Origin of the sequence: Synechococcus sp. PCC 6717 (assembly GCF_022698185.1) — a bacterium.
In the GTDB taxonomy this organism is placed as follows: Bacteria; Cyanobacteriota; Cyanobacteriia; order Thermosynechococcales; family Thermosynechococcaceae; genus Thermosynechococcus; species Thermosynechococcus lividus.
Genome location: NZ_JAKLTV010000013.1, coordinates 42,873 through 63,281 on the forward strand (window position 1 = coordinate 42,873; position 20,409 = coordinate 63,281).

At 53.9% G+C, this 20,409-nt stretch carries 21 protein-coding genes; 11 read left to right on the forward strand and 10 right to left on the reverse strand.

Annotation, left to right across the window (positions count from 1 at the left end):
* Positions 1 to 31 precede the first annotated feature (31 nt).
* The 3 genes from L5470_RS07720 to L5470_RS07730 all read left to right on the forward strand — a co-directional run bounded on the left by L5470_RS07720 (position 32) and on the right by L5470_RS07730 (position 2,364).
* Positions 32 to 571 (forward strand): TIGR04376 family protein, encoded by a 540-nt coding sequence (locus L5470_RS07720; RefSeq protein WP_099798128.1) that lies wholly within the window; start codon positions 32 to 34, stop codon positions 569 to 571.
* Between the two features lie 241 nt (positions 572 to 812).
* Positions 813 to 1,106, forward strand: coding sequence for a ferredoxin PetF1 (gene petF1, locus L5470_RS07725; RefSeq protein WP_099798129.1), 294 nt, complete (start codon positions 813 to 815; stop codon positions 1,104 to 1,106).
* Between the two features lie 136 nt (positions 1,107 to 1,242).
* On the forward strand, positions 1,243 to 2,364 hold the full coding sequence (locus L5470_RS07730) for a GNAT family N-acetyltransferase (protein ID WP_499499201.1): 1,122 nt from the start codon (positions 1,243 to 1,245) through the stop codon (positions 2,362 to 2,364).
* On the opposite strand, the gene L5470_RS07735 is transcribed toward L5470_RS07730, so the two are convergent.
* Positions 2,349 to 5,063 (reverse strand): CBS domain-containing protein, encoded by a 2,715-nt coding sequence (locus L5470_RS07735; protein WP_499499203.1) that lies wholly within the window; start codon positions 5,061 to 5,063, stop codon positions 2,349 to 2,351. The two genes, L5470_RS07730 and L5470_RS07735, sit on opposite strands and share 16 nt — an antisense overlap.
* 530 nt (positions 5,064 to 5,593) lie before the next feature.
* Between L5470_RS07735 and L5470_RS07740 the strand changes: the two genes are divergently transcribed.
* Complete coding sequence (locus L5470_RS07740; RefSeq protein WP_499499205.1) at positions 5,594 to 6,052, forward strand: RRXRR domain-containing protein; 459 nt, start codon at positions 5,594 to 5,596, stop codon at positions 6,050 to 6,052.
* A gap of 57 nt (positions 6,053 to 6,109) precedes the next feature.
* A complete protein-coding gene (locus L5470_RS07745) occupies positions 6,110 to 6,652 on the forward strand; it encodes a hypothetical protein (protein WP_499499207.1) in 543 nt (180 codons plus the stop codon).
* Positions 6,653 to 6,670: 18 nt separating this feature from the next.
* Here L5470_RS07745 and trpD read toward each other — a convergent pair whose 3' ends face one another.
* The 3 genes from trpD to L5470_RS07760 all read right to left on the reverse strand — a co-directional run bounded on the left by trpD (position 6,671) and on the right by L5470_RS07760 (position 9,657).
* Entirely contained in the window at positions 6,671 to 7,687 is a 1,017-nt protein-coding gene (gene trpD, locus L5470_RS07750; protein WP_099798134.1) for an anthranilate phosphoribosyltransferase, read from the reverse strand.
* 32 nt (positions 7,688 to 7,719) lie between these two features.
* On the reverse strand, positions 7,720 to 8,049 hold the full coding sequence (locus tag L5470_RS07755) for a hypothetical protein (RefSeq protein WP_499499209.1): 330 nt from the start codon (positions 8,047 to 8,049) through the stop codon (positions 7,720 to 7,722).
* Positions 8,050 to 8,175: 126 nt separating this feature from the next.
* On the reverse strand, positions 8,176 to 9,657 hold the full coding sequence (locus L5470_RS07760) for a cobyric acid synthase (protein ID WP_499499211.1): 1,482 nt from the start codon (positions 9,655 to 9,657) through the stop codon (positions 8,176 to 8,178).
* 89 nt (positions 9,658 to 9,746) lie between these two features.
* Here L5470_RS07760 and L5470_RS07765 point away from each other — a divergent pair, with 89 nt between their 5' ends.
* The 3 genes from L5470_RS07765 to L5470_RS07775 all read left to right on the forward strand — a co-directional run bounded on the left by L5470_RS07765 (position 9,747) and on the right by L5470_RS07775 (position 12,417).
* The gene (locus L5470_RS07765) at positions 9,747 to 10,475 is read left to right on the forward strand and encodes an HpsJ family protein (protein ID WP_099798137.1); all 729 of its coding nucleotides are present in this window, start codon (positions 9,747 to 9,749) and stop codon (positions 10,473 to 10,475) included.
* Between the two features lie 81 nt (positions 10,476 to 10,556).
* Positions 10,557 to 11,726, forward strand: coding sequence for a SpoIID/LytB domain-containing protein (locus L5470_RS07770; RefSeq protein WP_499499213.1), 1,170 nt, complete (start codon positions 10,557 to 10,559; stop codon positions 11,724 to 11,726).
* Positions 11,727 to 11,778: 52 nt separating this feature from the next.
* On the forward strand, positions 11,779 to 12,417 hold the full coding sequence (locus tag L5470_RS07775) for a histidine phosphatase family protein (protein WP_099798139.1): 639 nt from the start codon (positions 11,779 to 11,781) through the stop codon (positions 12,415 to 12,417).
* A 61-nt stretch (positions 12,418 to 12,478) separates the two neighbouring features.
* Here the strand turns inward: L5470_RS07775 and L5470_RS07780 are convergent, their stop codons facing one another.
* Positions 12,479 to 13,240 carry a pentapeptide repeat-containing protein gene (locus tag L5470_RS07780; protein ID WP_448514625.1) on the reverse strand — a complete coding sequence of 254 codons (762 nt, stop codon included), beginning with the start codon at positions 13,238 to 13,240 and terminating at the stop codon, positions 12,479 to 12,481.
* A 223-nt stretch (positions 13,241 to 13,463) separates the two neighbouring features.
* Here L5470_RS07780 and L5470_RS07785 point away from each other — a divergent pair, with 223 nt between their 5' ends.
* From L5470_RS07785 to L5470_RS07795, 3 genes are all read left to right on the forward strand, one after another.
* Positions 13,464 to 14,420, forward strand: coding sequence for a LysR family transcriptional regulator (locus tag L5470_RS07785; protein WP_499499216.1), 957 nt, complete (start codon positions 13,464 to 13,466; stop codon positions 14,418 to 14,420).
* A 2-nt stretch (positions 14,421 to 14,422) separates the two neighbouring features.
* Positions 14,423 to 15,046, forward strand: a complete 624-nt coding sequence (locus L5470_RS07790; RefSeq protein ID WP_448514627.1) for an alpha/beta hydrolase — start codon at positions 14,423 to 14,425, stop codon at positions 15,044 to 15,046.
* 609 nt (positions 15,047 to 15,655) lie between these two features.
* A complete protein-coding gene (locus L5470_RS07795) occupies positions 15,656 to 16,447 on the forward strand; it encodes a proteasome-type protease (protein ID WP_499499218.1) in 792 nt (263 codons plus the stop codon).
* A gap of 210 nt (positions 16,448 to 16,657) precedes the next feature.
* Here L5470_RS07795 and L5470_RS07800 read toward each other — a convergent pair whose 3' ends face one another.
* The 5 genes from L5470_RS07800 to tnpA form a co-directional block, all read right to left on the reverse strand.
* Entirely contained in the window at positions 16,658 to 17,335 is a 678-nt protein-coding gene (locus L5470_RS07800) for a hypothetical protein (RefSeq protein ID WP_499499220.1), read from the reverse strand.
* Positions 17,336 to 17,337: 2 nt separating this feature from the next.
* Positions 17,338 to 18,528 (reverse strand): ABC transporter ATP-binding protein, encoded by a 1,191-nt coding sequence (locus tag L5470_RS07805; protein WP_499499222.1) that lies wholly within the window; start codon positions 18,526 to 18,528, stop codon positions 17,338 to 17,340.
* A gap of 5 nt (positions 18,529 to 18,533) precedes the next feature.
* Complete coding sequence (locus L5470_RS07810; RefSeq protein ID WP_499499224.1) at positions 18,534 to 19,502, reverse strand: HD domain-containing protein; 969 nt, start codon at positions 19,500 to 19,502, stop codon at positions 18,534 to 18,536.
* Positions 19,503 to 19,918: 416 nt separating this feature from the next.
* Entirely contained in the window at positions 19,919 to 20,140 is a 222-nt protein-coding gene (locus tag L5470_RS07815) for a hypothetical protein (RefSeq protein ID WP_499499226.1), read from the reverse strand.
* A gap of 77 nt (positions 20,141 to 20,217) precedes the next feature.
* Positions 20,218 to 20,409 (reverse strand): IS200/IS605 family transposase (tnpA, locus tag L5470_RS07820; RefSeq protein WP_499499228.1); only part of this gene is annotated, 192 nt, incomplete at its 5' end.

A 20,409-nucleotide genomic window follows, 5' to 3' on the forward strand; every position in this document is an offset into this window, starting at 1 on the left:
ATCAATTTCAATAATAAATTTATTAAGATTCATGACTTTCTTTAAGGATTTGCACAGCTTTCTTGAGCAGCGTCTGGAGGACGTTATTCGTGCTAACCCGCAACTTGAACTCAACCTCCTGCTCATGGAGCTAGACGATCAAGAGCGACAAACCCAAGACCTTTACCTGAAGTTGCAGCAAGAGGTGCATGAATGCGAGCAGCAAATTCTCAATCTGGTTAGCGAGATTCGTCGCTGGCGCGATCGCATTCAAACCGCAACGGCAGCTCATCGACCTGACTTAGTGAAGGTTGCTCAGCAGCGGGAAGCCCAACTACGGCAACGGGGGCAAGAGCTTTGGACACAGCGCCTCAATGCTCTTAATCAACTGCCGGCGACTGAACAACTGCTCGCTAAGATTCGCGATCGCCGTCAGGAATTGCAGCGTCGGGTACCTCGTGCTAGCACACCGCCTCCCTCCCCGCCACCGTTTACCGGCTCCAACTCGCCAAGTGATCCCCTAGAGGCAGAATTCCATCGCTTAGAACTCCAAACAGCCCTTGAGGAATTGAAGCGTTCGATGGGACTCTAGCTGCTGCCCATAGGGCTGAAAACGTGCTGATAGGTCTCTAGGGAAGCTTAAGGTCAACCATTGATGACGGCAAATACTGGCTAGATCGTATAAGTATTTTAGATACCTTACTCCCCTAGAATTACGAAAACGATACGGACACAGGGGTAAATGCAGCGACCAAGACAAGAGTTTTCCCCTAGTATCTTAATTGGAGCGCATACGCTCCCTGCCTTTTCCACAACACGAGAGGACAACATTCATGGCAACCTACAAAGTAACGCTTGTCCGTCCTGATGGTGAAACGACCATTGATGTGCCTGAGGACGAGTACATTTTAGATGTCGCTGAAGAGCAAGGCTTAGATCTCCCGTTCTCCTGTCGTGCAGGAGCGTGCTCGACCTGTGCTGGCAAACTATTGGAAGGGGAAGTGGATCAATCCGATCAATCGTTCCTTGATGACGATCAAATTGAAAAAGGGTTTGTGCTCACCTGTGTTGCTTACCCGCGTTCGGACTGCAAAATCCTCACCCACCAGGAAGAAGAACTTTACTAAAAAACATTGAAACGGTAACGGTGATTGGGGTGGTCGAGGCGATCGCCCCTTTTGCTTGCAAAAGAGCGTAGTACGATCAGTGCGCCCGCGAGCTTGAGCTGAGGTTGTAAGATAATGGTAGTATCCCCACCTACCTATGTTTTCTGATATTCCCCCCACCAGCGACCTCGTTATTCGTCCCCTTGCTTACCGCGATATTGATGTGGTTGAGCAATGGCTGAGTCAGCAGGGTGTTCATGAGCAGCCGTTTGGTAAACACACTCTGCTACCCCAGTCGATGACGGCACCGCTACAGCGTTTGCAGTGGCTCACAGGTACAGCCAAGCAACGTATTTACGTTGCCGAGCGTGGCAACAAGCTATTGGGGGTGGCGCAGGTGGCGCCCTTTAATGAAAACCGCACCACATGGCAAGTACAGCAGTTGGCGGCGACAGAGTTTACTGAAGTGGGCACCCAGCTTCTGCGGCATTGCTTTAGTAGCATTCTGGAAGCCCGCACATGGATGCTAGAAATTAACATTGAGCATCAGGATGCCTTGGCACTCTACCGTCACAATGGCTTTCAGCCCCTTGCGCAGTTAACCTATTGGCAAATTTCTAGCACGCAGCTGGCTCAGCTTGCCCAGCAAACTCCCAGCTTGCCCAACCTGCTGAAGGTGACCAATGCGGATGCACCACTGTTGTACCAACTGGATACGGCATCAATGCCTGCCTTGGTGCGACAAGTTTTTGATCGCCGTAGCCGAGATTTCAGAATCAGTCTGACGGACTGGCTTCAGGACAGTTTTGCTAGTTGGATCGCCCAAGCTCACGCCAGCCGTGCCTACGTTTTTGAGCCTCAACGGAAGGCGGCGATCGCCGCCTATACCTTGTATGCCTGCCAAGATGGTCGATCGCCCCATTGGCTAGAATTGACTGTGCACCCTGCCTATACGTGGCTCTATCCAGAGCTATTTGCGCATCTTGCCCGCGTGCTGCAACCCTACGCACCTGCCCCCTTAGTACTGGTTTCAACGGATTACCAACCTGAACGCGAAGCCTATCTTGAACAGTGCGCAGACCCGATTCGCCACAGTTTAATGATGTCCCGTTCTGTGTGGCATAAGGTACGCGAGGTACGCTCGACTCTCCCAGAAGGCTTAACCCTCTCGGAAGTGCTGCAAGGGTTACAAACTCACCACCGTCCTCAGCCCGGACGCATGAGCACCAAGGAGGGGATGCAGGTCTATTATCAAGAACCCGATCAAGGTAACGGATAATGGGTTTGCAGGTAGGCAATGGCACTGGCGCGATCGCTCACTAGGCCATCAAGGGTGGCAGCTTGGAGTGCCCTCAACATCTGCCGTAGTTGCGGGCCGCGTTGATAGCCCAAGGCTTGAAGGTCGTGGCCATTGAGGAGGCTTTTTTGCAGCCGCCACTGCCACAAATAGTCCCGTAGCAGTTCAACACGGTGGGGGTCAGGCTCGCTATGCAGTTGTGCCGCTAACAAAACGACCAGCGGCAGCGGGTAGCTCTCTAAACAGTGGTAATAATCACTTAAACGAGCACTTGCTGCGAGGATGGCTTGCCACTGTTGGCGCAGCGCCGGTAAGTCCTGTAGCCACCGAATAGCATCTTCACTGAGTTGCAGTTGCCGGGCGATCGCCACAGCAGTGGGAGCATTAATAATTAAGGCCAATAATAAGAGTTGCCAGAGGGGAACAGTTTGCCATTTTTGTTTTTGCGGGAGTTGCGGCCACCACTGCCACACCAGTTGCAAACGAGCACGAGCCGCGTCATCAAAACAGACGTGCCGATCTAAGCACTGGAGTGCTCCCAGTTCCGCCAGCAGGGTAAGGGCGCGATCGCCAGCAAAGGCCTCCCCAGGAGCGACAGGCAGTTCTAATATATGGCGCAGTTCATTGCGGAGGCGGCTTTGGAGAGAGGGTCGTTTGCTAGCAGCGCGATCGTCCCCCTCAAACACCCCGCTGGTGAGGGCATACTCAATATACTGCCGGGTTTGGGATTCTAGCTCAAACCCCAGCCGCACCGCAAACCGCACCGCCCGGAAGATGCGCGTCGGATCCTCAATAAAGCTATTGGGGTGCAACACACGGATTAAGCGCTGCTCTAGATCCTCGCGCCCACCAAAAAAATCTAGCACTTCACCGTGGCGGGGGGCACTAAGGCGCAACGCTAGGGCATTAATCGTAAAGTCACGGCGGTAGAGGTCTTGGCGAATCGAACTGGCGGCCACTTCCGGATGCGCTGCCGGATAGGGATAAAACTCACTGCGGGCGGTGGCAATATCCACGGCAAAGCCAGCCAAATCAGAGTGCTTTGGCCAGTGCAGGGCAGCGGTTTGAAACTGACCATAGACCTGGAGCACCGTCTCACGGTAGAGATCATGGAGAGCTTGGGCTAGGTGCACCCCCGCCGCCTCGTCCTGCTGTACCCCATCCACCACTAAATCAAATTCACGGGTGGGTACCGCCTCCGACCCTTGGGCGATCGCCAGCAATAAATCCCGCACGGCTCCGCCGACAAGATACAGTTGCCAGCCTCGATCCTTAGCAATGTTGGCCGCCCGCTGCAGTAGCGCCCACAGTCGCGAGGGCAACCGCTGCTGCAACGCCTCGTAAAGATTCAGTGTCGGCAGCGGGCACACCGTTTCGGTCTCCACCGTCAGAGCATAGAGATGGCGCAACACATCGGTGCGGGTGACAATTCCTAAAAGGTTGCCCTTAGGGGTCATCACCGGCAATCGCCCAATATCATACTTCACCATCAAGGCTTGAATCTCTGGCAACGTGGTATCGGGGGTAATGGTGCGCACGGGTGCCTTCATATAGCCTTTGACTGGCGCGTGGGCAAAGCCGTGGTGCAGGGCAATATCCAAATCTCGCCGCGAAATAATGCCCACCAGTGTCCCTGTGGCATCAACGACCGATAACCCCGAATGACCATAGCGCAGCAATACCCGATGGGCATCTGCAATGGGGGTGTCTGGCCGCACGGTACGCACGGGGGACGACATCAGTTCTACGGCAGTGGGAGGATGCGGCACCTGCTGACAAAGACTGTGATACACCTCTTTAAGCACCTGCTCCGGGGTCTCTGTGATCACGGTAGCAGCGGCGGCTTGGGCGTGCCCTCCCCCTCCCAAAGCAGCAAGACTGTAGGCCACATTCACTCCCGGAATTTGACTGCGGGCAATCACTGCCAGATGGTTGTGGCGATAGGCATGGCCGAGGAGGATTGCATCGCACTCACTTAAATCCGCAAGTTGAGTCACGAGCCGCGACAACCCGGGGAGATAGGATGCCGTTGCCAGCAATACCCAACCTAGGCGATAGCCGTGGAAATCCTCTTGGTGCAAGTGTTCCCATGCTTCTCGTAGGAGGGGCTGTAAGTCTTCACTTAGCCCCGCCTCACTATAGGTGGCGATCGCTCGTTGATTGGCACCCTGACTCAGCAGCCAAGCTAATGCTTGCACGTCCCGCACCGTCGTTTGCTCAAAAGTAAGAGAACCCGTATCCGCATGAATTCCCAGAGCCAGCACCGTGGCCTCAGTGGGGGTTAAGGCAAGGTTGGCAGCCTGTAGCTGCTCAGCAATAATTGTACTGGTGGCACCCACTGGCTCTAGGTACAGGGTAGTAGCGGCAATATCCCCGGACAGCTCCACGTGGTGATCGTAAATCGTAATCTTTACCTGCGGTTGATCCAGCCATAGAGCGGCTTGTCCCMACTGCTTGCGCCATTGGGTATCCACAATCCACAGTTGACGTAACTGGGTTGGGTCCACAGCTCGCGCTTCAATCAGAGGATATTCGTCACGGTGGTAGGCCAAGAATTCACCAATTTTGGGATGGGTACCTCCTGTTAAAACAATTTTTGTGCCCGGATAAAGCCGTGAGAGACCCACCGCTGCCCCTAGGGTGTCAAAATCAGCAATTTGATGGCACAGCACCAGATCCATAACATGCCCTAAAAAACTGCAAACTGATATTAGCGGGGTGAAAACGTGAAAAGCCTACCCCACACTGGCAAAACTGATCCGCCGGAGCAGACAATGTTCCTAGGGCACTAAGGATACCTGCATAGATCCTAGCGCGGCAACAAAGTTGACATCCTCCCCGCCGCAAGCGGACGGAGTTTTTCGCTCACATTCGATAAATCTTTTTATTAATTTTTGTTAATATTCATCGTAGCTGAAACTATTCTAGGCACTTCGGGTACCTTAGGAGGCAAATCTCCTTAGACTGACATCAGTGTTGTTGGGGTTCCACCTCTTCAATGACCCCCACCTAGCATCCGCCGAGGTGGGGGAGTGACCGGAGATAACCCGGTCGTAGCTGCGAATAGGCCACCAAGGTTAGTACGGCAACACTTCCGGTTGCTTCTCTAAATCGGATTATCTGTAAGGCCCTGGAATCTCAGGGAGTGGGTTCAGCCCAGAAACACCGTGCTAACTGGCTTAAGAGACCTGTAGTTTTGGAATTATCTTCCATGCAACGCATCCCCGTCCAAAACCCTGATGGTACTCCCGCCATGCCCACCAAGCGCAGTCGCGCGCAGCGATGGGTAGAGCAAGGCAGAGCAACATGGGTAAAAACAAATCTCCGCCTTAAGGCCGTGCGCCTGAACGCCGAACCATCGGGTCGTAAGACTCCACCCATGGTGGTTGGAGTCGATCCCGGCAAACTCTATTCAGGGATTGCCGTTCAATCCGCTCAAGCGACATTATTCCAGTCCCACCTAGAACTCCCCTACCCCAAGGTGCGGGCACGGATGGATAATCGCAGAATGCTACGGCGTTCTCGCCGCAGTCGGCGGATTCATCGAGAGTTACCTTTTCAATTACGGAATCATCGCCAAAAGCGATTTAATAACCATCGCGCCACGGGTATTTTAGTCAGTTGCCCGCAGAGATTGTCAGTCAGTGGGGCATTTAACCCCGCTGCCTGACGCTTGTTTCCTCCGCCACCTGCGGTGCGAGGTGGGGGTTTCCACAAGGAGTTTTTGATGAAAATTGGCGAATTATTGCTCAAAGCTGCCCTGATCAACACTGGACAACTGCAAGTAGTGCTAATGGAGAAAGACATTTATGCTAACTTGCGGCTAGGGGACATCATTTCCCTGCATGGTTGGGTTGCCCAAGAGACGATTGACTTCTTTGTGGAGGAATGGCCGCAGCTTATCCAAGCCAAAGAAAAAAAACCACTGGGGTTCTATCTCCAGCGTGCAGCTTTACTCACAGAGGCACAAATTCAACAGATTCTTAAAGATCAGTGGCAAGCCAGTTACCGCTTTGGTGCCCTTGCGGTCTTAAATGGCTGGTTAAAGCAAGAAACTATCAATTTCTTCCTTCAACGCATTAACCCTAATGCCCTCAAAGAAAGCACGCGGATTGAAAAAGCAACCCTATCGGATATATCTCGCGTCAGAGTGCCTAAGGTGCCCCGCTCAAAGCAAATGTTGACTGACGAGCTTCAGCGGCAACTCATTGACCCAGAAGATTTAGCAGATATAGATATCAACCTTGATGACGTTACGTGGCTGAATTAGCGCAGCAGCGGCGGGGKGTTACTCATTCGACAGAGCAACTAAGGCTTGGAGTTTAGCCCAGGCTGCACCGCTAGCAAGAATGGCTTTGGCGTGATCCACACCTTGCCACCAGTCGTTTACTGCCCCAGCAACGTAGAGTGCCAAGGCGGCATTAAGAGCCACGACATCTGTTTGGGCTGCACTGCCATTGCCCTGCAAAACAGCCTCTAGAATTGCGCGATTTGTGCTGACATCGCCTCCTGCAAGTTCTGAAAGGTCAGCCTGCCGTAGCCCCAAGGCTTGGGGGTCTAGCACCTCTTGCTGTAGGGAGTCTTGGGGGCTTGTAAACATGACCATATCGGTCATATTGCCAAGGGTGGCCTCATCAACCCCTTCCCGACCATAGAGGACAATTCCCCGCTGACAGCCTAGTTGTTGCAAGGCACCGGCCATGGCTTCCAAATAGCGATCGCTAAACACACCAATGACTTGACCCGTAGGATGCAGTGGGTTGACCAAGGGGCCAAGGAGGTTGAAGACGGTGCGAATTTTCAGGGTACGGCGCAGCGGGGCAACGGCCTTCATGGCGGGATGCCAGCCGGGGGCAAATAGAAATGTAATCCCTACCTCCTGCAACAACCTCTGGGGATCGGGGTGGGCAAGGTTCACGCCCAACGCTTCCAGAACATCTGCCGACCCGACGCGGCTCGAAACGGAACGGTTGCCGTGCTTAGCCACCTTCACGCCTGCCGCTGCCACCACAAAGGCAACGGCTGTCGAAATATTAAAGGTGCCCGCGCGATCGCCACCGGTGCCACAGGTATCAATGAGGGGAACGCCCAAATTAATGGGCTGACCGGTTGATTGCTGGAGGAGCACACTGGCCATCCCCGTGAGCTCAGGCACCGTCAGCCCCTTAAATTGTAGTGCCGTTAGAATTGCTCCCCCAAGCGCCTCAGGAATGTCGCCTTTTAGCCACCCCTCCATTAACTGCACAGCTTGCTCTTGGCTAAGAGCCTGCCGATCCAGTAGTTGTTGCAGAAGTTCTGGCCACATGAAGACATTGAGGCGTAGAAATTTATAGGAGATTAATTAGGCTGCTGCTGCTGCTGCCGCTGGCGAGACTGCCAATAGTGCATTGGTAAGCACAGGAGCGAGGAGAACGTCAGCAAAAAGGCCAACAGTGCCGTAATTTTGCACATCTGACCTAGATCAGTGCCTTCTAATGGTACAGCGATCTGGAGGCCGGTGGCACCAMAATAGACGAGCCAATAGACAAAAATCATTCGCCATAGGGTTTCACCATAGGCTTGCTGAGGGGAACAGCCCTGCAGTGGGTGCTGTTTGCTCTGCTGCTGAGCCTCGTGGAGGAGCCAACTCAGACCAATCAGAGCGGCGATCGCCGACACAACTAACATGACAACAGACCACTGACTCACCACTAACATTGCACCATTTAACTCCCACAAATGTATGTACCGTCCTTTAGTCTAGGGGAGTTGTTTATAAGCTATGACAAATGCTTACAATTTGAAATTTTTACATCAACATAATTTACAAACTGGTTCTAAATTAAGGTGAGCCATCACAGCATCAGTCAGCCGATCCAGTTGTCGGTCTCGCTCCGTTGCATAGTCAGGGATCGCTGTGGGCAACGGGGGCAACTGTCGCCGCGATCGCAGCTGATTGAGCCAGTGGCGCCGCCATGAACCATTTTCAAAAAGACCATGGAGATACGTTCCCCAGAGGGTTCGTGCGGTATTGACGCACCCTAGCTCTGGCGTTTCAAACAGCATCTGCCAGTCGCCTACGGTGGCAGTATAGGTACTTTGGCCGTGATGAATTTCATAGCCATGAATGGGTGTGTCACTCGGAAAAACGAGGGAACGGGTCTGCCGCTGTTGCGTGATTTTCTTGGGGGTCAGGTGCGTCTGTAGTGGCATTAATCCTAGCCCCGCGTGCACGCCTTGGCATCCTTCTAGCCCCTCCGGGTCGGCGATCGTCTCACCGAGTAATTGCCAACCGCCACAGATTCCCAAAATGGTGCCCCCCTGAGCCGCATACTCCTGTAGTTGTTGCACCATCCCCGTCTCACGCAGTACCTGCAAGTCGGCAATGGTGGTTTTTGTCCCCGGGACGATCACCGCATCGGGGTTCCCTAAGGGGTCAGACGGCGAACAAAACCGCAGACTCACCGTAGGCTCTGCCAACAGCGGATCAACGTCGGTAAAATTGGCGATCCGCGGCAGGCGCACAACCGTAATTTGAAGATCGGCAGCGCGCTGCGGGCGTGGATCCAATAGATCGAGGGAATCCTCCGCTGGGTGGTGCAGATTCAGCCAAGGGATCACCCCTAAAACCGGTACACCCGTTGTCTCCTCGAGCCACTTCAAGCCCGACTCCAGCAGCGATCGCTGACCGCGAAACTTATTAATGACTACCCCCCGAATCAACGCCCGCTCATCAGGGTCAAGGAGCATCAGGGTTCCCACAATGTGGGCAAACACACCGCCACGGTCAATATCTGCCACTAGGATTGTTGGCGCCTTTAGGTACTTGGCCACTCGCATATTCGTGAGATCGCGATGCTTTAGGTTCACTTCCGCCGGGGAACCCGCTCCCTCACAGACAATCCAGTCAAAGCGCTCCTGTAACTCTCTCAAGGCCGTGGTAATGGCCTGCCAGCCCCGATCAAAATAATCTCGGTAATAGTTGGCTGCCTCAGTGACGCCAGCACTGTGACCATTGAGAATCACCTGGGAGGTCATGTTGCCTTGGGGCTTCAGCAAAATTGGATTCATTGCCACTTCCGGTTCAACCCCCGCTGCCCAAGCCTGTACTGCTTGGGCATAGCCAATTTCGCCGCCCTCGCTAGTCACGTAGGCATTCAAGGCCATATTTTGCCCCTTAAAGGGAGTCACCCGGCAGCCGTGCTGTGCTAACCAGCGACAGAGCACCGCCGTCAGTAACGATTTTCCGGCATGGGACGTGGTGCCCACGATCATTAACGCCTGTGCTGCCATCATTGCCCCAAAAGGAACGCCGCTGTAACCTGAATCAATGATCCCAAAATCCAGTAAGGTTGATGCAGTAGTTGACGAGTCACTCGCGATTCATGACGGCCTCAAAATCCACAAAACGCCCCCTGCCCCTTGCAGCGCAATTCTTGAAACTGGTCGGCATCATTCTCCTACTCACGTTTTTTGTGGAGTGGGGACTTCTTTTTGTCTCCCCCCAGTTTAGTAATAATCAGTGGCAACTGACGGTCGTCAACCAGTTTATTGAGCGCGGTGCCACCCCTCTCATTGGCTTTGTTTTTATTTATACTGGCTTTTGGATCCAAACGGTCTCTGGAAACGCCCCTCAAGTAGATCCTAGCCAGTCCGCCCTGAAAGACTGGCGGTTTTGGGTATTTGTTCTCTCTAGTTTGCTGGGGCTCCTTTGCCTGTTGGGGATTCCGCTTTACCTCTCCATTACAGGGCAAATTACTGAGCAGGCAGTCAATCAGATCAATCAAGAAGCCGCCCAAGCTGAGATCCGTGTTGATCAAGAGCAGCAGCAAATAAAACAACTCGCCAGCAGTGGTCAATTGGAGCAAGTTTTACAAAGTGGTCAACTGCCTGCCGAGCAAAAAGCGCTTCTCCAGCAGTTGAAAAATGATCCGCAAGCCCTCGATCGCCAAGCGGGTCAAGCTCGAGAGCGCATCCGTTCTCAGCAGCAAGAAGCAGTGGAGCGGGCGCAACAGGAAGCCCTCATCAACCGTCTAAGGGTGAGTATTCGCAGCTTTTTGTTAGCCATTGGCTTTATTACCATTGGTTGGAGCGGCCTGCGGGAACAACGTTAAGTTTTTGCCATGGGTTGTGTGGGTTGGCTGGCCAATCTCGCTACAATTCCCTAGAAGCAGGCCATGGCAGAGGAGTGAAGTATGGTCTATTTAGTATTTTTGTGGCGATCGCTGACCCGTGCTGGTGGCCTCAGTGTGCTGATGACGCTCTTGCTCTCCTCAGCGGCTTGGGCAATTGAGCTACGGGTGGCCATCCTTGAAGGGGTTCGTCAAGTTACCATTAGCAGCTCTACCCCGGCTCAGTTACGGGACGATGCGGGTCGCACTATTGCGGTTTCTCCCCAGCAATCTGTGGCCGCAGTCTTTACCGGTAGCAGCGTTCAGGCAGCGGGGATCCAAGGCCGACAATTGCTCCTTGAACCACGGGACACCGGTTTAGTGCGGGTGGGCGATCGCTGGTATCGGGGGCGGTTGCAGATCCTGAGCACCAGCCGCGGTTTGTTGGTGATTAACCTTGTTGACCTTGAAGACTACCTCCCCAGTGTTGTCGGCAAGGAAATGTACCCTTCATGGCCACAGGAGGCTCTAAAAGCCCAAGCGGTTGCCTCCCGTTCCTTTGCCCTGTTTCGGTGCGATCGCGAACGGCGGCGTCCGGGTACCCTCTACGATGTGGGTGCCACAGTGACCCATCAGGTCTATCCTGGTGTGAGTTCARAAACCGCCAGTACCCTCGCAGCAGTGGCGGCTACTCGTCATCAAGTCCTCACCTATGGCGGKCAAGTTATTGAAGCTGTCTTTCATGCTGCGTCGGGGGGGCATACGGAGGATTCTGAGTACGTTTGGCAAAAACCTGTGCCCTACCTACGTGGCACCCCTGATTTTGATCAGGTGTCCCCTAACTTTCAGTGGACTGTTCGCTTCACAGCGGCACAACTGCGCCAGCGCATTCCCGGTATTGGCACCATTGTTGGCTTCCGCCCCCTACAAACCAGTCCCCAAGGACGGATTATTTCCATGCAAGTGGTGGGGACAGCGGGTAGCCGTACTATTTCTGGCAATGAGTTGAGACGTGCTCTGGGGTTGCGCAGTACCCTCCTCACGGTTGCCCCTGAGTATGGGAATGTGGCCAGCCAAGCGGGACAAAGTGTGCCCGTTGCCTTTACGATTACAGGACGCGGTCATGGGCATGGCTTGGGGATGAGCCAGTGGGGTGCTTACGGTATGGCATTGCAGGGCTATACCTACGATCAAATTTTGGGGCATTATTACCAAGGGGTGACCCTCAGCGAAATCAGTAACGCTGGGCGTTGAGGCTGCTGGTTACCTCGTCTATACTCCCAGTGCAAGGCAGGAGACAGCAGCTATGGGCTTGACACTTTACTTTTTACGCCATGGTCAAACCAGTTTTAGCCGTGCTAATGCATTCTGCGGTGAACTGGATCCCCCGCTCACGGAGGCGGGGACTGCCATGGCGGCAGCCTTTGCCAGCGCCTATGCCGAACTGCCTTGGCAGGCAGTGTTTGCCAGCCCGATGCTGCGAACCCGTGCAACTGCTCAGTTCCTCTGCGATCGCCTCGGGTTACAGATGCAACTGCGGGATGGCCTACGGGAAATTTACTACGGCCAGTGGGAAGGATTATCCACCCAAGAGGTTAACGAGCGGTTCCACGATGACTACGTGAGTTGGCTCTCGGATCCGGGCTGGAATGCCCCGACGGGTGGCGAGCGCGGTATTGATATTTATTACCGTAGCAATGCCGTGCTACTGGAAATTGAGCGTCAATATCCGAGTGGCAACATCCTGATCGTGTCCCACAAAGCCACTATTCGGATCATGCTGTGCGGCTTGCTGGGGATTGATGTTGGGCGGTTTCGCGATCGCATTGCTGCGCCGGTGGCCAGTGTGAGTATTGTGGAGTACACAGCTCGCGGCCCATTATTACTCGCCCTTGCGGAGCGATCGCACCTGCCAGCCCATTTGCGGGAGCTACCCGGAACGTGATGTCCCCGCAGCAAACCTTGTTGGGACAGCGCGGCGCTTCCTAGCTAGTCGCTTGGAGATCTCAACAGTCGCCGTAATAGCTGCTGTGGTCAAAGTCGGTCTGATCACAACAACTCCCTTGCAGGTTGGCATGGCGAAAATTGGCCCAGCGGCAAACAGCATGGCTAAGATTGGCATTCACAAACAGTGCTCTGGCAAAATACCCCTTGGTTAGCCCTGCATAGGTGAGGCTGGCTCCCTGAAAGTTACAGCGATAGGCATACACGCCTTCAAGGGAGGCATAGTCAAGTTGGGCAAAACGCAAGGTGGCATCGTTGAGGCTCGCAGCCACCAGTTGCCCACCTTTGAAGTCCGCTGCGGTCGCTTGGGCAAAACTGAGATCCGCATCCCGAAAATTGGCTTCACGGCAGTCCGCTTGCTCGAGAATAGCCCATGCCAAGTCGGCGTGCTGAAACTGTGCCTGTTGCAAATTGACCAAGCGCAGAATGGCCCGCTGACAGGTGCTGCGATCGCCCACGGCTCGGTAAAACAACGCCCCCGTACAGTCTGCCTCTTCTAGATTTGCCGCGTGTAAGTCTGCGCCATAGAAATTGGCGTAGCAAAGAGTTGCCCGCCGCAGGTTAACCAAGCGCAGTACACTATGGCTAAAGTTACACCCCCGCAGATCATAGCCGCCTAAATCTAACCCCGTGAGATTCACCTCACTCAGATCAACGCTAAGCTGGGGATAGGACTGCCGCCACTGATTCCAATGGTGGCGACCCGCCCGCAGGCAACCGTACAGCCACTCCCTTGATGCCATTGCTATCGGCTTACCGATCATCTATCCCTCCGCAAGACACCTTCGCGCAGCACGCACAGGATGTCAATTTGGATACAGTATTCTTTGGTTTTCGTTATCATGACGTGAAATTTGATAGAATTTCATCTATAGTAGTTTTACTGCTGTCTGCAGCACATCCAACAGTTGGGTCTCTCTGTTGGAGGTCCTATAGATCAATCATGCTATTAGTCGTAATCACTTTGCTGAGGAAAGGAGAGTGGGTTTGAAACAGGCAACCCTACATCAGCTTAAGGTGTTTGAGGTCACTGCTCGCCACGGAAGTTTTACTCGCGCTGCGGAGGAACTTTTTCTGACCCAGCCCACGGTTTCAATTCAGATGAAGCAGTTGACCCGTGCTGTCGGTATGCCCTTGTTTGAGCAGGTGGGTAAACGCCTTTACCTCACGGAAGCGGGTAAGGAACTCTTAGCCACCTGTCAAGACATCTTTGAGCGCTTAGATCGCTTTGAAATGGCGGTTGCCAACCYCAAGGGGTTGAAGCAGGGGCACCTGCGCCTCTGTGTTATTACCACAGCCAAATATGTCATCCCCCGCTTGCTGGGGCCATTTTGCCAGCGCTATCCGGGGATTGACGTTGCCCTGACGGTCACAAACCACGAACAGGTGGTAGAGCGTATTCGTGGGAATATGGATGATCTCTATATTCCCAGCTATCCTCCCGACAACGTCGATGTAGAGTGTCACCCTTTTTTAGATAATCCCCTAGTGGTGGTTGCCCCCAGTCAACACCGCCTGAGTCAGCGCCATGGCATTTCCATCCACGATCTTGAAGGCGAACCGTTTATTATGCGCGAGCAAGGGTCGGGGACGCGCCAAGCGGTGGAAAAACTCTTTGCCCAGCACGGGGTGTCGATCAATATCCGCTTAGAACTGGGCAGTAATGAGTCTATTAAACAGGCGATCGCCGGGGGACTAGGAATTTCGGTGTTGTCCCATCACTGCCTTGCTCTTGACCGCGAGTCCAGTCAGTTGACTATTCTTGATGTTGAGCACTTTCCGATTCAACGCCACTGGCACATTGTCTATCCAGCTGGGAAACAGCTTTCAGTGGTTGCCCAAGCCTTTTTTGACTACGTTTCTACGGAAGGGCGCGAGATGATTGAGTCTAGTTTGAGTTATCCACCACTGCCCCAAACGACGAAGGAACTCAACCCTGTCTAGCCATGGCTGCCCTGCGCTACCGTTGTGCGCCTGATCCGCCAACAGCGGCCGATCGCACCCTATTATTGCTCCACGGCTGGGGTGCCAATGCCGCAGACCTGTTACCCCTTGCGTCTGTGCTCGCCCCCACCTATCAAGCCTATGCGGCGGACGCTCCCTTTCCCCACCCCTACGTTACGGAGGGGCGGATGTGGTACGACCTCAGTCAGCACGACGGTGCCTCGGAGTCCTTGCTACTCGACGATCGGGCAACGGATTTAGCCACTAGTGAAGCAATGCTCTCACAGTGGTTTGAGGAACTGCCCATTGACCTCAGCCGCACAATTCTGGCCGGGTTTTCCCAGGGGGGTGCCCTCACCCTTTCACTGGGGTTACAGTTCCCCTTTGCCGGCTTAATTGTCTTTAGTGGCTATCTTGTGCGCCCCCCCACACCGCGATCGCCCTGTCCACCTGTACTGATGATTCATGGCACTGCGGATCCGGTGGTACCCTTTGCCATCGCCCAAGCCAGTTACCGCCACTTAGCCGCTGCCAATGTTCCGGTTCGCTTCCATCCCCTCCCCATGGGTCACGAGATTAATCCGGCGGCGATCGCCCTCGCCCAAAGCTTTATTGCCTGCCACTGAGAATTGCCCCCTCAACGGTTGCCTTGACGTGCCACTTCGAGGGAATAAGCGATGGCGGCTAAAGTACTGTTACCTAGAAAGTACTGTTACCTAGACAGATAAAAATTTTTAGTTTTATACTATTTTTTATAGGAGTGATGTGGGCGGGCTAAAACCCCTCCGCTTTAGCGAGGGGATACAGCCAACTCAGGGGGCTTTAGCCCTCTCTATGTGTTAAACTAGAGACGTGGAAAGTAGGCGTATCAACTACGCGAAGAAACATCCTAGTACGGAAAAATCCCGGCAAGTAAGTCACTACCGCTTTAGCGGCAAGCCTAAACCACTGCAAGCAATGGCAGGATGTTGAGCGTATCGAATTGGCTAGTGTTGAAAAGCGCGAAACCACGAACCGAAACATAAACGTAGTCCCAATAGCGGAAATGCTTGAGGTGAGTAGGGGGTCTTTGACTGCCCCCACCCGCATTAAGTTGTGGGTGACAGCTCAAGGGAAAAGCGAAGCAACGCGGCTTCAGCCCGTTGCGTAGCATCCTTTGGGAATCCCCTCTCTTTCAAGGAGGGGAGAAGTCAAATCCTCTATAAGTGCTGGCTCATTTGCGGAGCGCCCTTTAGATGACGTACTGCTTGGGAATTCTCACCACATCGGGGTTAGTGATGGCGGCAGACTCTCGCACCAATGCGGGAGTGGATTATATTTCCACCTATCAAAAACTCTTTGACTTTTCGGTGCCCGGTGAGCGGGTGATTGTCATTTGTACAGCGGGCAATCTCTCGATTACTCAAGAAGTATTGACGCTGATCCGCCGCGATCTGAAGGGGCAGTTAGAGCATAGCCTGAATACCCTACCCAATATGTACGAAGTGGTGCGCTATGTGGGCAGCAAGCTGCGGGAGGTAAGCGATACCCATCGGCCATGGTTAAGCAAGGACAACATTGACCACCAGTGTACATTTTTGGTAGGGGGGCAAATTCGCGGTGAAGAGCCGTTTTTATACCTCATTTACAGCCAAGGCAATTTCCTGCAAGCCACTCCAGAAACCCCATTCCTCCAAATTGGTGAAACCAAGTATGGCAAACCAATTCTAGACCGGACACTGCGGTTCGACACACCAGTGGATGCCGCGGCAAAGTATGCCTTGCTGTCCTTAGACTCAACCATGAAATCGAATATTTCGGTGGGGCCGCCCCTCGATTTGATTATGTACCGTACCAATAGCTTTGAAATTGGCCACCGCGCAGAATTTGTGTTGGGGGATCCCTTTTTGGTGAAGGTGCGCAAGTTTTGGGAAGCGTCTTTGCGGCGTGCCTTTGAGGAGATGCCAGACATCGAGTGGAATCGCTGTCATTCGTCTCCCTCGTCGTCGATGGTGTTACCTGTCCCGGATGCGATCGCGACGGATTAGGAGCGCGCGTACCCATGGATACAGGGTTGGCACAACAAATTGCGGCATTGGGTCTGGGGCATATTCGGCGGCATCTTTTCCTGTGTGCGGATCAAACAAAGCCGCTTTGCTGCTCTAAGGAGGTGGGGCTAGCGGCGTGGGACTATCTGAAGCAACGCCTAAAAGACTTGGAACTAGATCAACCCCAGTCCGAGGGGTGTATTTTCCGCACTAAGGCGAATTGTTTACGGGTGTGTCGGCAGGGGCCGATTCTGGTGGTCTATCCCGATGGGGTGTGGTACCACTCCGCAACCCCTGAGGTGATTGAGCGGGTGATTCAGGAGCATGTGCTGGGGGGGCAAATCGTCCAAGAGTATCTGCTGGTGTCACCTGAGCGCGAAACAGGAGGCGATCGCCCCACCAATAGCCCTGATGGGTGATGCGAACGGGGGTGCCTTCTTGCAGCTGACCTGAATCACTCTGGTGCTGCTGGGGGTCAAAGGGGACAATGGCTCCCACCTCACCAATAGGCGTCACACCCCACTGGTCTAGTAGCTGAAAGATGGGTTTGACAAGGGGCAAGATGCGCTGGGCAGGGGCAGCCGGGTTTTGGGTGGCCGCATGAGCTGCCGTGGGCCAAAAGCGCAAAAACGGCTCTAGGGTGTGCAGGGCACGGTACTGGAGGTCAGCCTCGATCGCCGGGGCATCGTAGAGCCACTGCCAAAAGGCTAAAGGAGACAGTGACAAGATTCGGGCAAGGTGCTCAAGGGTCTCAAGGCGCAGCCGTTGCAGATCCCCAACCCAGATGGCATGGCTTTGGGCACGGGTAAAACCATAGCGGCGCAGATGACTTTTGCAGGTAATGCCAAGGCTGGCAAGACGGGACTGGAGTTTGCTCGCAGGGTGCATAGTTACATGAGTCGCTGACCGCTGTGATCATCAAAGAAATGCAGGTGCGCTGGGTCGGGGTGCAGGTACAGGCGATCGCCGCGGCCAATGGCATGGTGGCCACTGAGCCGCACTCGCCATGGGGTTGCACTTTGCTCGAGGCGAACCGTCAGCCCTGTTTCGTGGCCGAGGGATTCGACGAAAGCAACCTCAACCGCAATGGCTGATTCAGTAGCGGTTCCTAAGCGTAAATGTTCAGGGCGGATGCCGAGCCACACTTGCCTTTCGCGGCAGGCACCGAAGAGAGCCTGCTGTTGTTGTGTGAGGGGATACTGCCATCCGTTGGCTTGGATGCCAGTCGCCGTTACGGTCACCGGTAAAAAGTTCATGGGAGGAGAGCCAATAAACTCAGCAACAAAGCGGTTGGCGGGTTGTTGATACAGGTCAAGGGGAGCAGCAATTTGCTGAATTTTGCCTTGATTGAGCACGACGATGCGATCGCCCATGGTCATGGCCTCGGTTTGATCATGGGTGACATAGAGAGTGGTGACCCCTAGCTGCTGCTGGAGTTGAACAATTTGGCCACGGGTTTCGGTGCGCAGCTTCGCATCCAAATTGGAGAGGGGCTCATCCATTAAAAAAACCTGCGGATTGCGGGCCATGGCTCGCCCCAGTGCCACCCGCTGTTTCTGACCGCCGGAGAGTTGTTTGGGGTAGCGCCACAGCAAATGGTCAATTTGCAACATCTGGGCAATGGTGACGACCCGCTGATGGATCGCACGCTCCCGGGCAAAGGAACATTGCAATCCCTTGGGCAGTGGGCGGGTCCAGCGGGTGAGGGTGGCCTCAAGCGGGGCAGGCAGGAGACTGCCGACATTGATTTGGGGGCTGCGACGCAGGCCAAACGCTAAATTGTCATAGACCGTCAGGTGGGGGTAGAGGGCATAACTTTGAAAGACCATGGCAATGTCGCGGGCTTTGGGAGGTAGGCCATTGACGATGCGATCGCCCACCCAGATGGTTCCCTGCGTCGGCTGATCTAAGCCAGCAATTAAGCGCAGTAACGTACTTTTGCCGCAGCCAGACGGCCCCACCAATACTAAGAACTCCCCGGCGGCGATCGTGAGATCAATACTGTCAAGAACGGTGACCTCACCGCCCCGCTGCGGATCGCGATACATTTTTGTTAGTTGTTCAAGCCGTACACCACTCACGATCGCTATCCTTCTTTGACCATGCGGGCAATCGTTTCCGCCCGTAGGTAGGGGTCAGGGCCAAAGGGTAGAATCTCATAGACGTCATTTTCTGGCAAGCGCATGAGTTGCACGGAGTCCTCCTCCCGGTAAATGACATAGACCCCCGGCGGCCACGTCTTGGCACTGCGAACCGGCACTGGCACATCGCGGCGCTCCTCCCCCGCGCAGGCCAGCCGCACCACAGTAGTCTTTGGCCGGTAAACAACCTGCTCCTCACCGGTTTGGCGATCGCGAGTGCGCTTAAACAAGAAGCGATCGAGCGCCCGCGGCAGAATTTCTGTTTCTGTGCCCCCAAGCTCTAAATTGAGATCAAGGAGCTGATCCTCTAGGGTGTATTCAATGATCTGCGGTTCTGGCCTTAATGGTTGTGAATGCACTTCCGTTGCTTCAGCAGTGGCGGTGGTTGCTGGCTTCACCTTTTGGACAATCTGGCTGATGTATTCCAAGTCCACTGTTGTTACTTTTTTGAAGGTGACAAACCATGAGAGCAAGCTCAGGGCGATCGCCGGCTCAAGGGCAGTGATAAAGCCGTCCAAATCCAGATCATCCAGCCGAATCGCCCTCAGGGCAGCCTCGGTCTGACCCAGTACAACTGCTTCATCAAGGACGGTTAATTGCTTCAGGCTACTATAGAGCAAACGCAGATCAATCGTTTCTTGACTGCCCTGGGTAGAAATGCGGTAGGTAATGTCGTAGAGCCAATCTAGCGTGACAATATCATGGCTGAGCATCCATAGGGCAACGTTAAACGCCGTTTGGGGAAAGGCCGCTTGGGCAATACTCTTGACAATCACTTGGGCGCGATCGCGGCTTAGCAGGGCAAGCAGCGCATCCTGCTTCTCAGCCTTGGTTGTGAGAGCACCATAACCAAGGAGGGCATTAAATAGCTCTTGGTCGCTGGGGAGCAACCGCACGGCAGCCGGGGGAGTCATATGCAATAGGTTACCCAAACGCTCCGAAGAATATAGCTGGTTAATTACACTCTTCCTCGCTTCGCCCAGAAGAGGATGCCTCAGGGGTTTACTCCAATATGGAATTAGGTTGTTACGCCTATCACGCAATCAATCGCTGATCTTTTTTGCTCAAGTAACTCGCTGTTGTAAAAAGGGAGTAAGTTTATTTTACCGTCAAACCGCCAGCCTAAGACAGCTAAGCGACAAGCTCCAAATCCCCCTAAAAAGCTTGATGAATTCCCTATGGCCGATGCTTCCATTCACACCCAGTTCGGATATTTTTTTAAGCACGGTCAAACCACAAGACCTTAATCACGCTACCACCCACTAGCGTCACCAGCCCCACAATGAAGGCCCATAACCTTGCATCAGTAGTTTTCTGCTGACTGCGTAGCTCAGTAATATCCTCCCCTTGCATCAGTAGTTTTCTGCTGACTGCGTAGCTCAGTAATATCCTCCCGCAGTTCCGAGCGTAACGCCTCCACCTTGTCATCTAACACCTTGATGTCGGCCTTCAGTTCAGTCCTGACCCCGTTGATTTCAGCCCTAACCGTCTTGAATTGCTCATCGGTTCTGGCAATATGCACATCTAGCTTCTTATAGAAAATGGAGGGCACGGGAACCAGATAAACCCCCTTGCTTCAGGTCGGGGATACAGAATGGTTCCCGCGCCGCTGCAAAGCGGCAGAGTTGATCAACTCTGGCACTCCTCGATATAGCGCTTAACGGTTTGAGCCGACACATGGCCACAGGTTCCCCAATAAAACGACCTGGCCCAAAGCGGATCTTTTTGGTAGAGCTGCTTCAGCCAGGGAAACTCCATCCTAAGATGCCGTGAACTGTAGCCTTTCAGGATGTTCACGACTTGAGACGCTGACATTCTAAG

Bases quoted from the DNA above. Each gene is read 5' to 3' on its own strand.
- L5470_RS07800 (WP_499499220.1), bottom strand. From the start codon at position 17,335: ATGCACCCTGCGAGCAAACTCCAGTCCCGTCTTGCCAGCCTTGGCATT.
- L5470_RS07795 (WP_499499218.1), top strand. From the start codon at position 15,656: ATGACGTACTGCTTGGGAATTCTCACCACATCGGGGTTAGTGATGGCG.
- L5470_RS07810 (WP_499499224.1), bottom strand. From the start codon at position 19,502: ATGACTCCCCCGGCTGCCGTGCGGTTGCTCCCCAGCGACCAAGAGCTA.
- L5470_RS07745 (WP_499499207.1), top strand. From the start codon at position 6,110: ATGAAAATTGGCGAATTATTGCTCAAAGCTGCCCTGATCAACACTGGA.
- L5470_RS07790 (WP_448514627.1), top strand. From the start codon at position 14,423: ATGGCTGCCCTGCGCTACCGTTGTGCGCCTGATCCGCCAACAGCGGCC.
- L5470_RS07730 (WP_499499201.1), top strand. From the start codon at position 1,243: ATGTTTTCTGATATTCCCCCCACCAGCGACCTCGTTATTCGTCCCCTT.
- petF1 (WP_099798129.1), top strand. From the start codon at position 813: ATGGCAACCTACAAAGTAACGCTTGTCCGTCCTGATGGTGAAACGACC.
- L5470_RS07720 (WP_099798128.1), top strand. From the start codon at position 32: ATGACTTTCTTTAAGGATTTGCACAGCTTTCTTGAGCAGCGTCTGGAG.
- L5470_RS07775 (WP_099798139.1), top strand. From the start codon at position 11,779: ATGGGCTTGACACTTTACTTTTTACGCCATGGTCAAACCAGTTTTAGC.
- L5470_RS07780 (WP_448514625.1), bottom strand. From the start codon at position 13,240: ATGATCGGTAAGCCGATAGCAATGGCATCAAGGGAGTGGCTGTACGGT.
- L5470_RS07765 (WP_099798137.1), top strand. From the start codon at position 9,747: ATGACGGCCTCAAAATCCACAAAACGCCCCCTGCCCCTTGCAGCGCAA.
- L5470_RS07760 (WP_499499211.1), bottom strand. From the start codon at position 9,657: ATGATGGCAGCACAGGCGTTAATGATCGTGGGCACCACGTCCCATGCC.
- trpD (WP_099798134.1), bottom strand. From the start codon at position 7,687: ATGTGGCCAGAACTTCTGCAACAACTACTGGATCGGCAGGCTCTTAGC.
- L5470_RS07740 (WP_499499205.1), top strand. From the start codon at position 5,594: ATGCAACGCATCCCCGTCCAAAACCCTGATGGTACTCCCGCCATGCCC.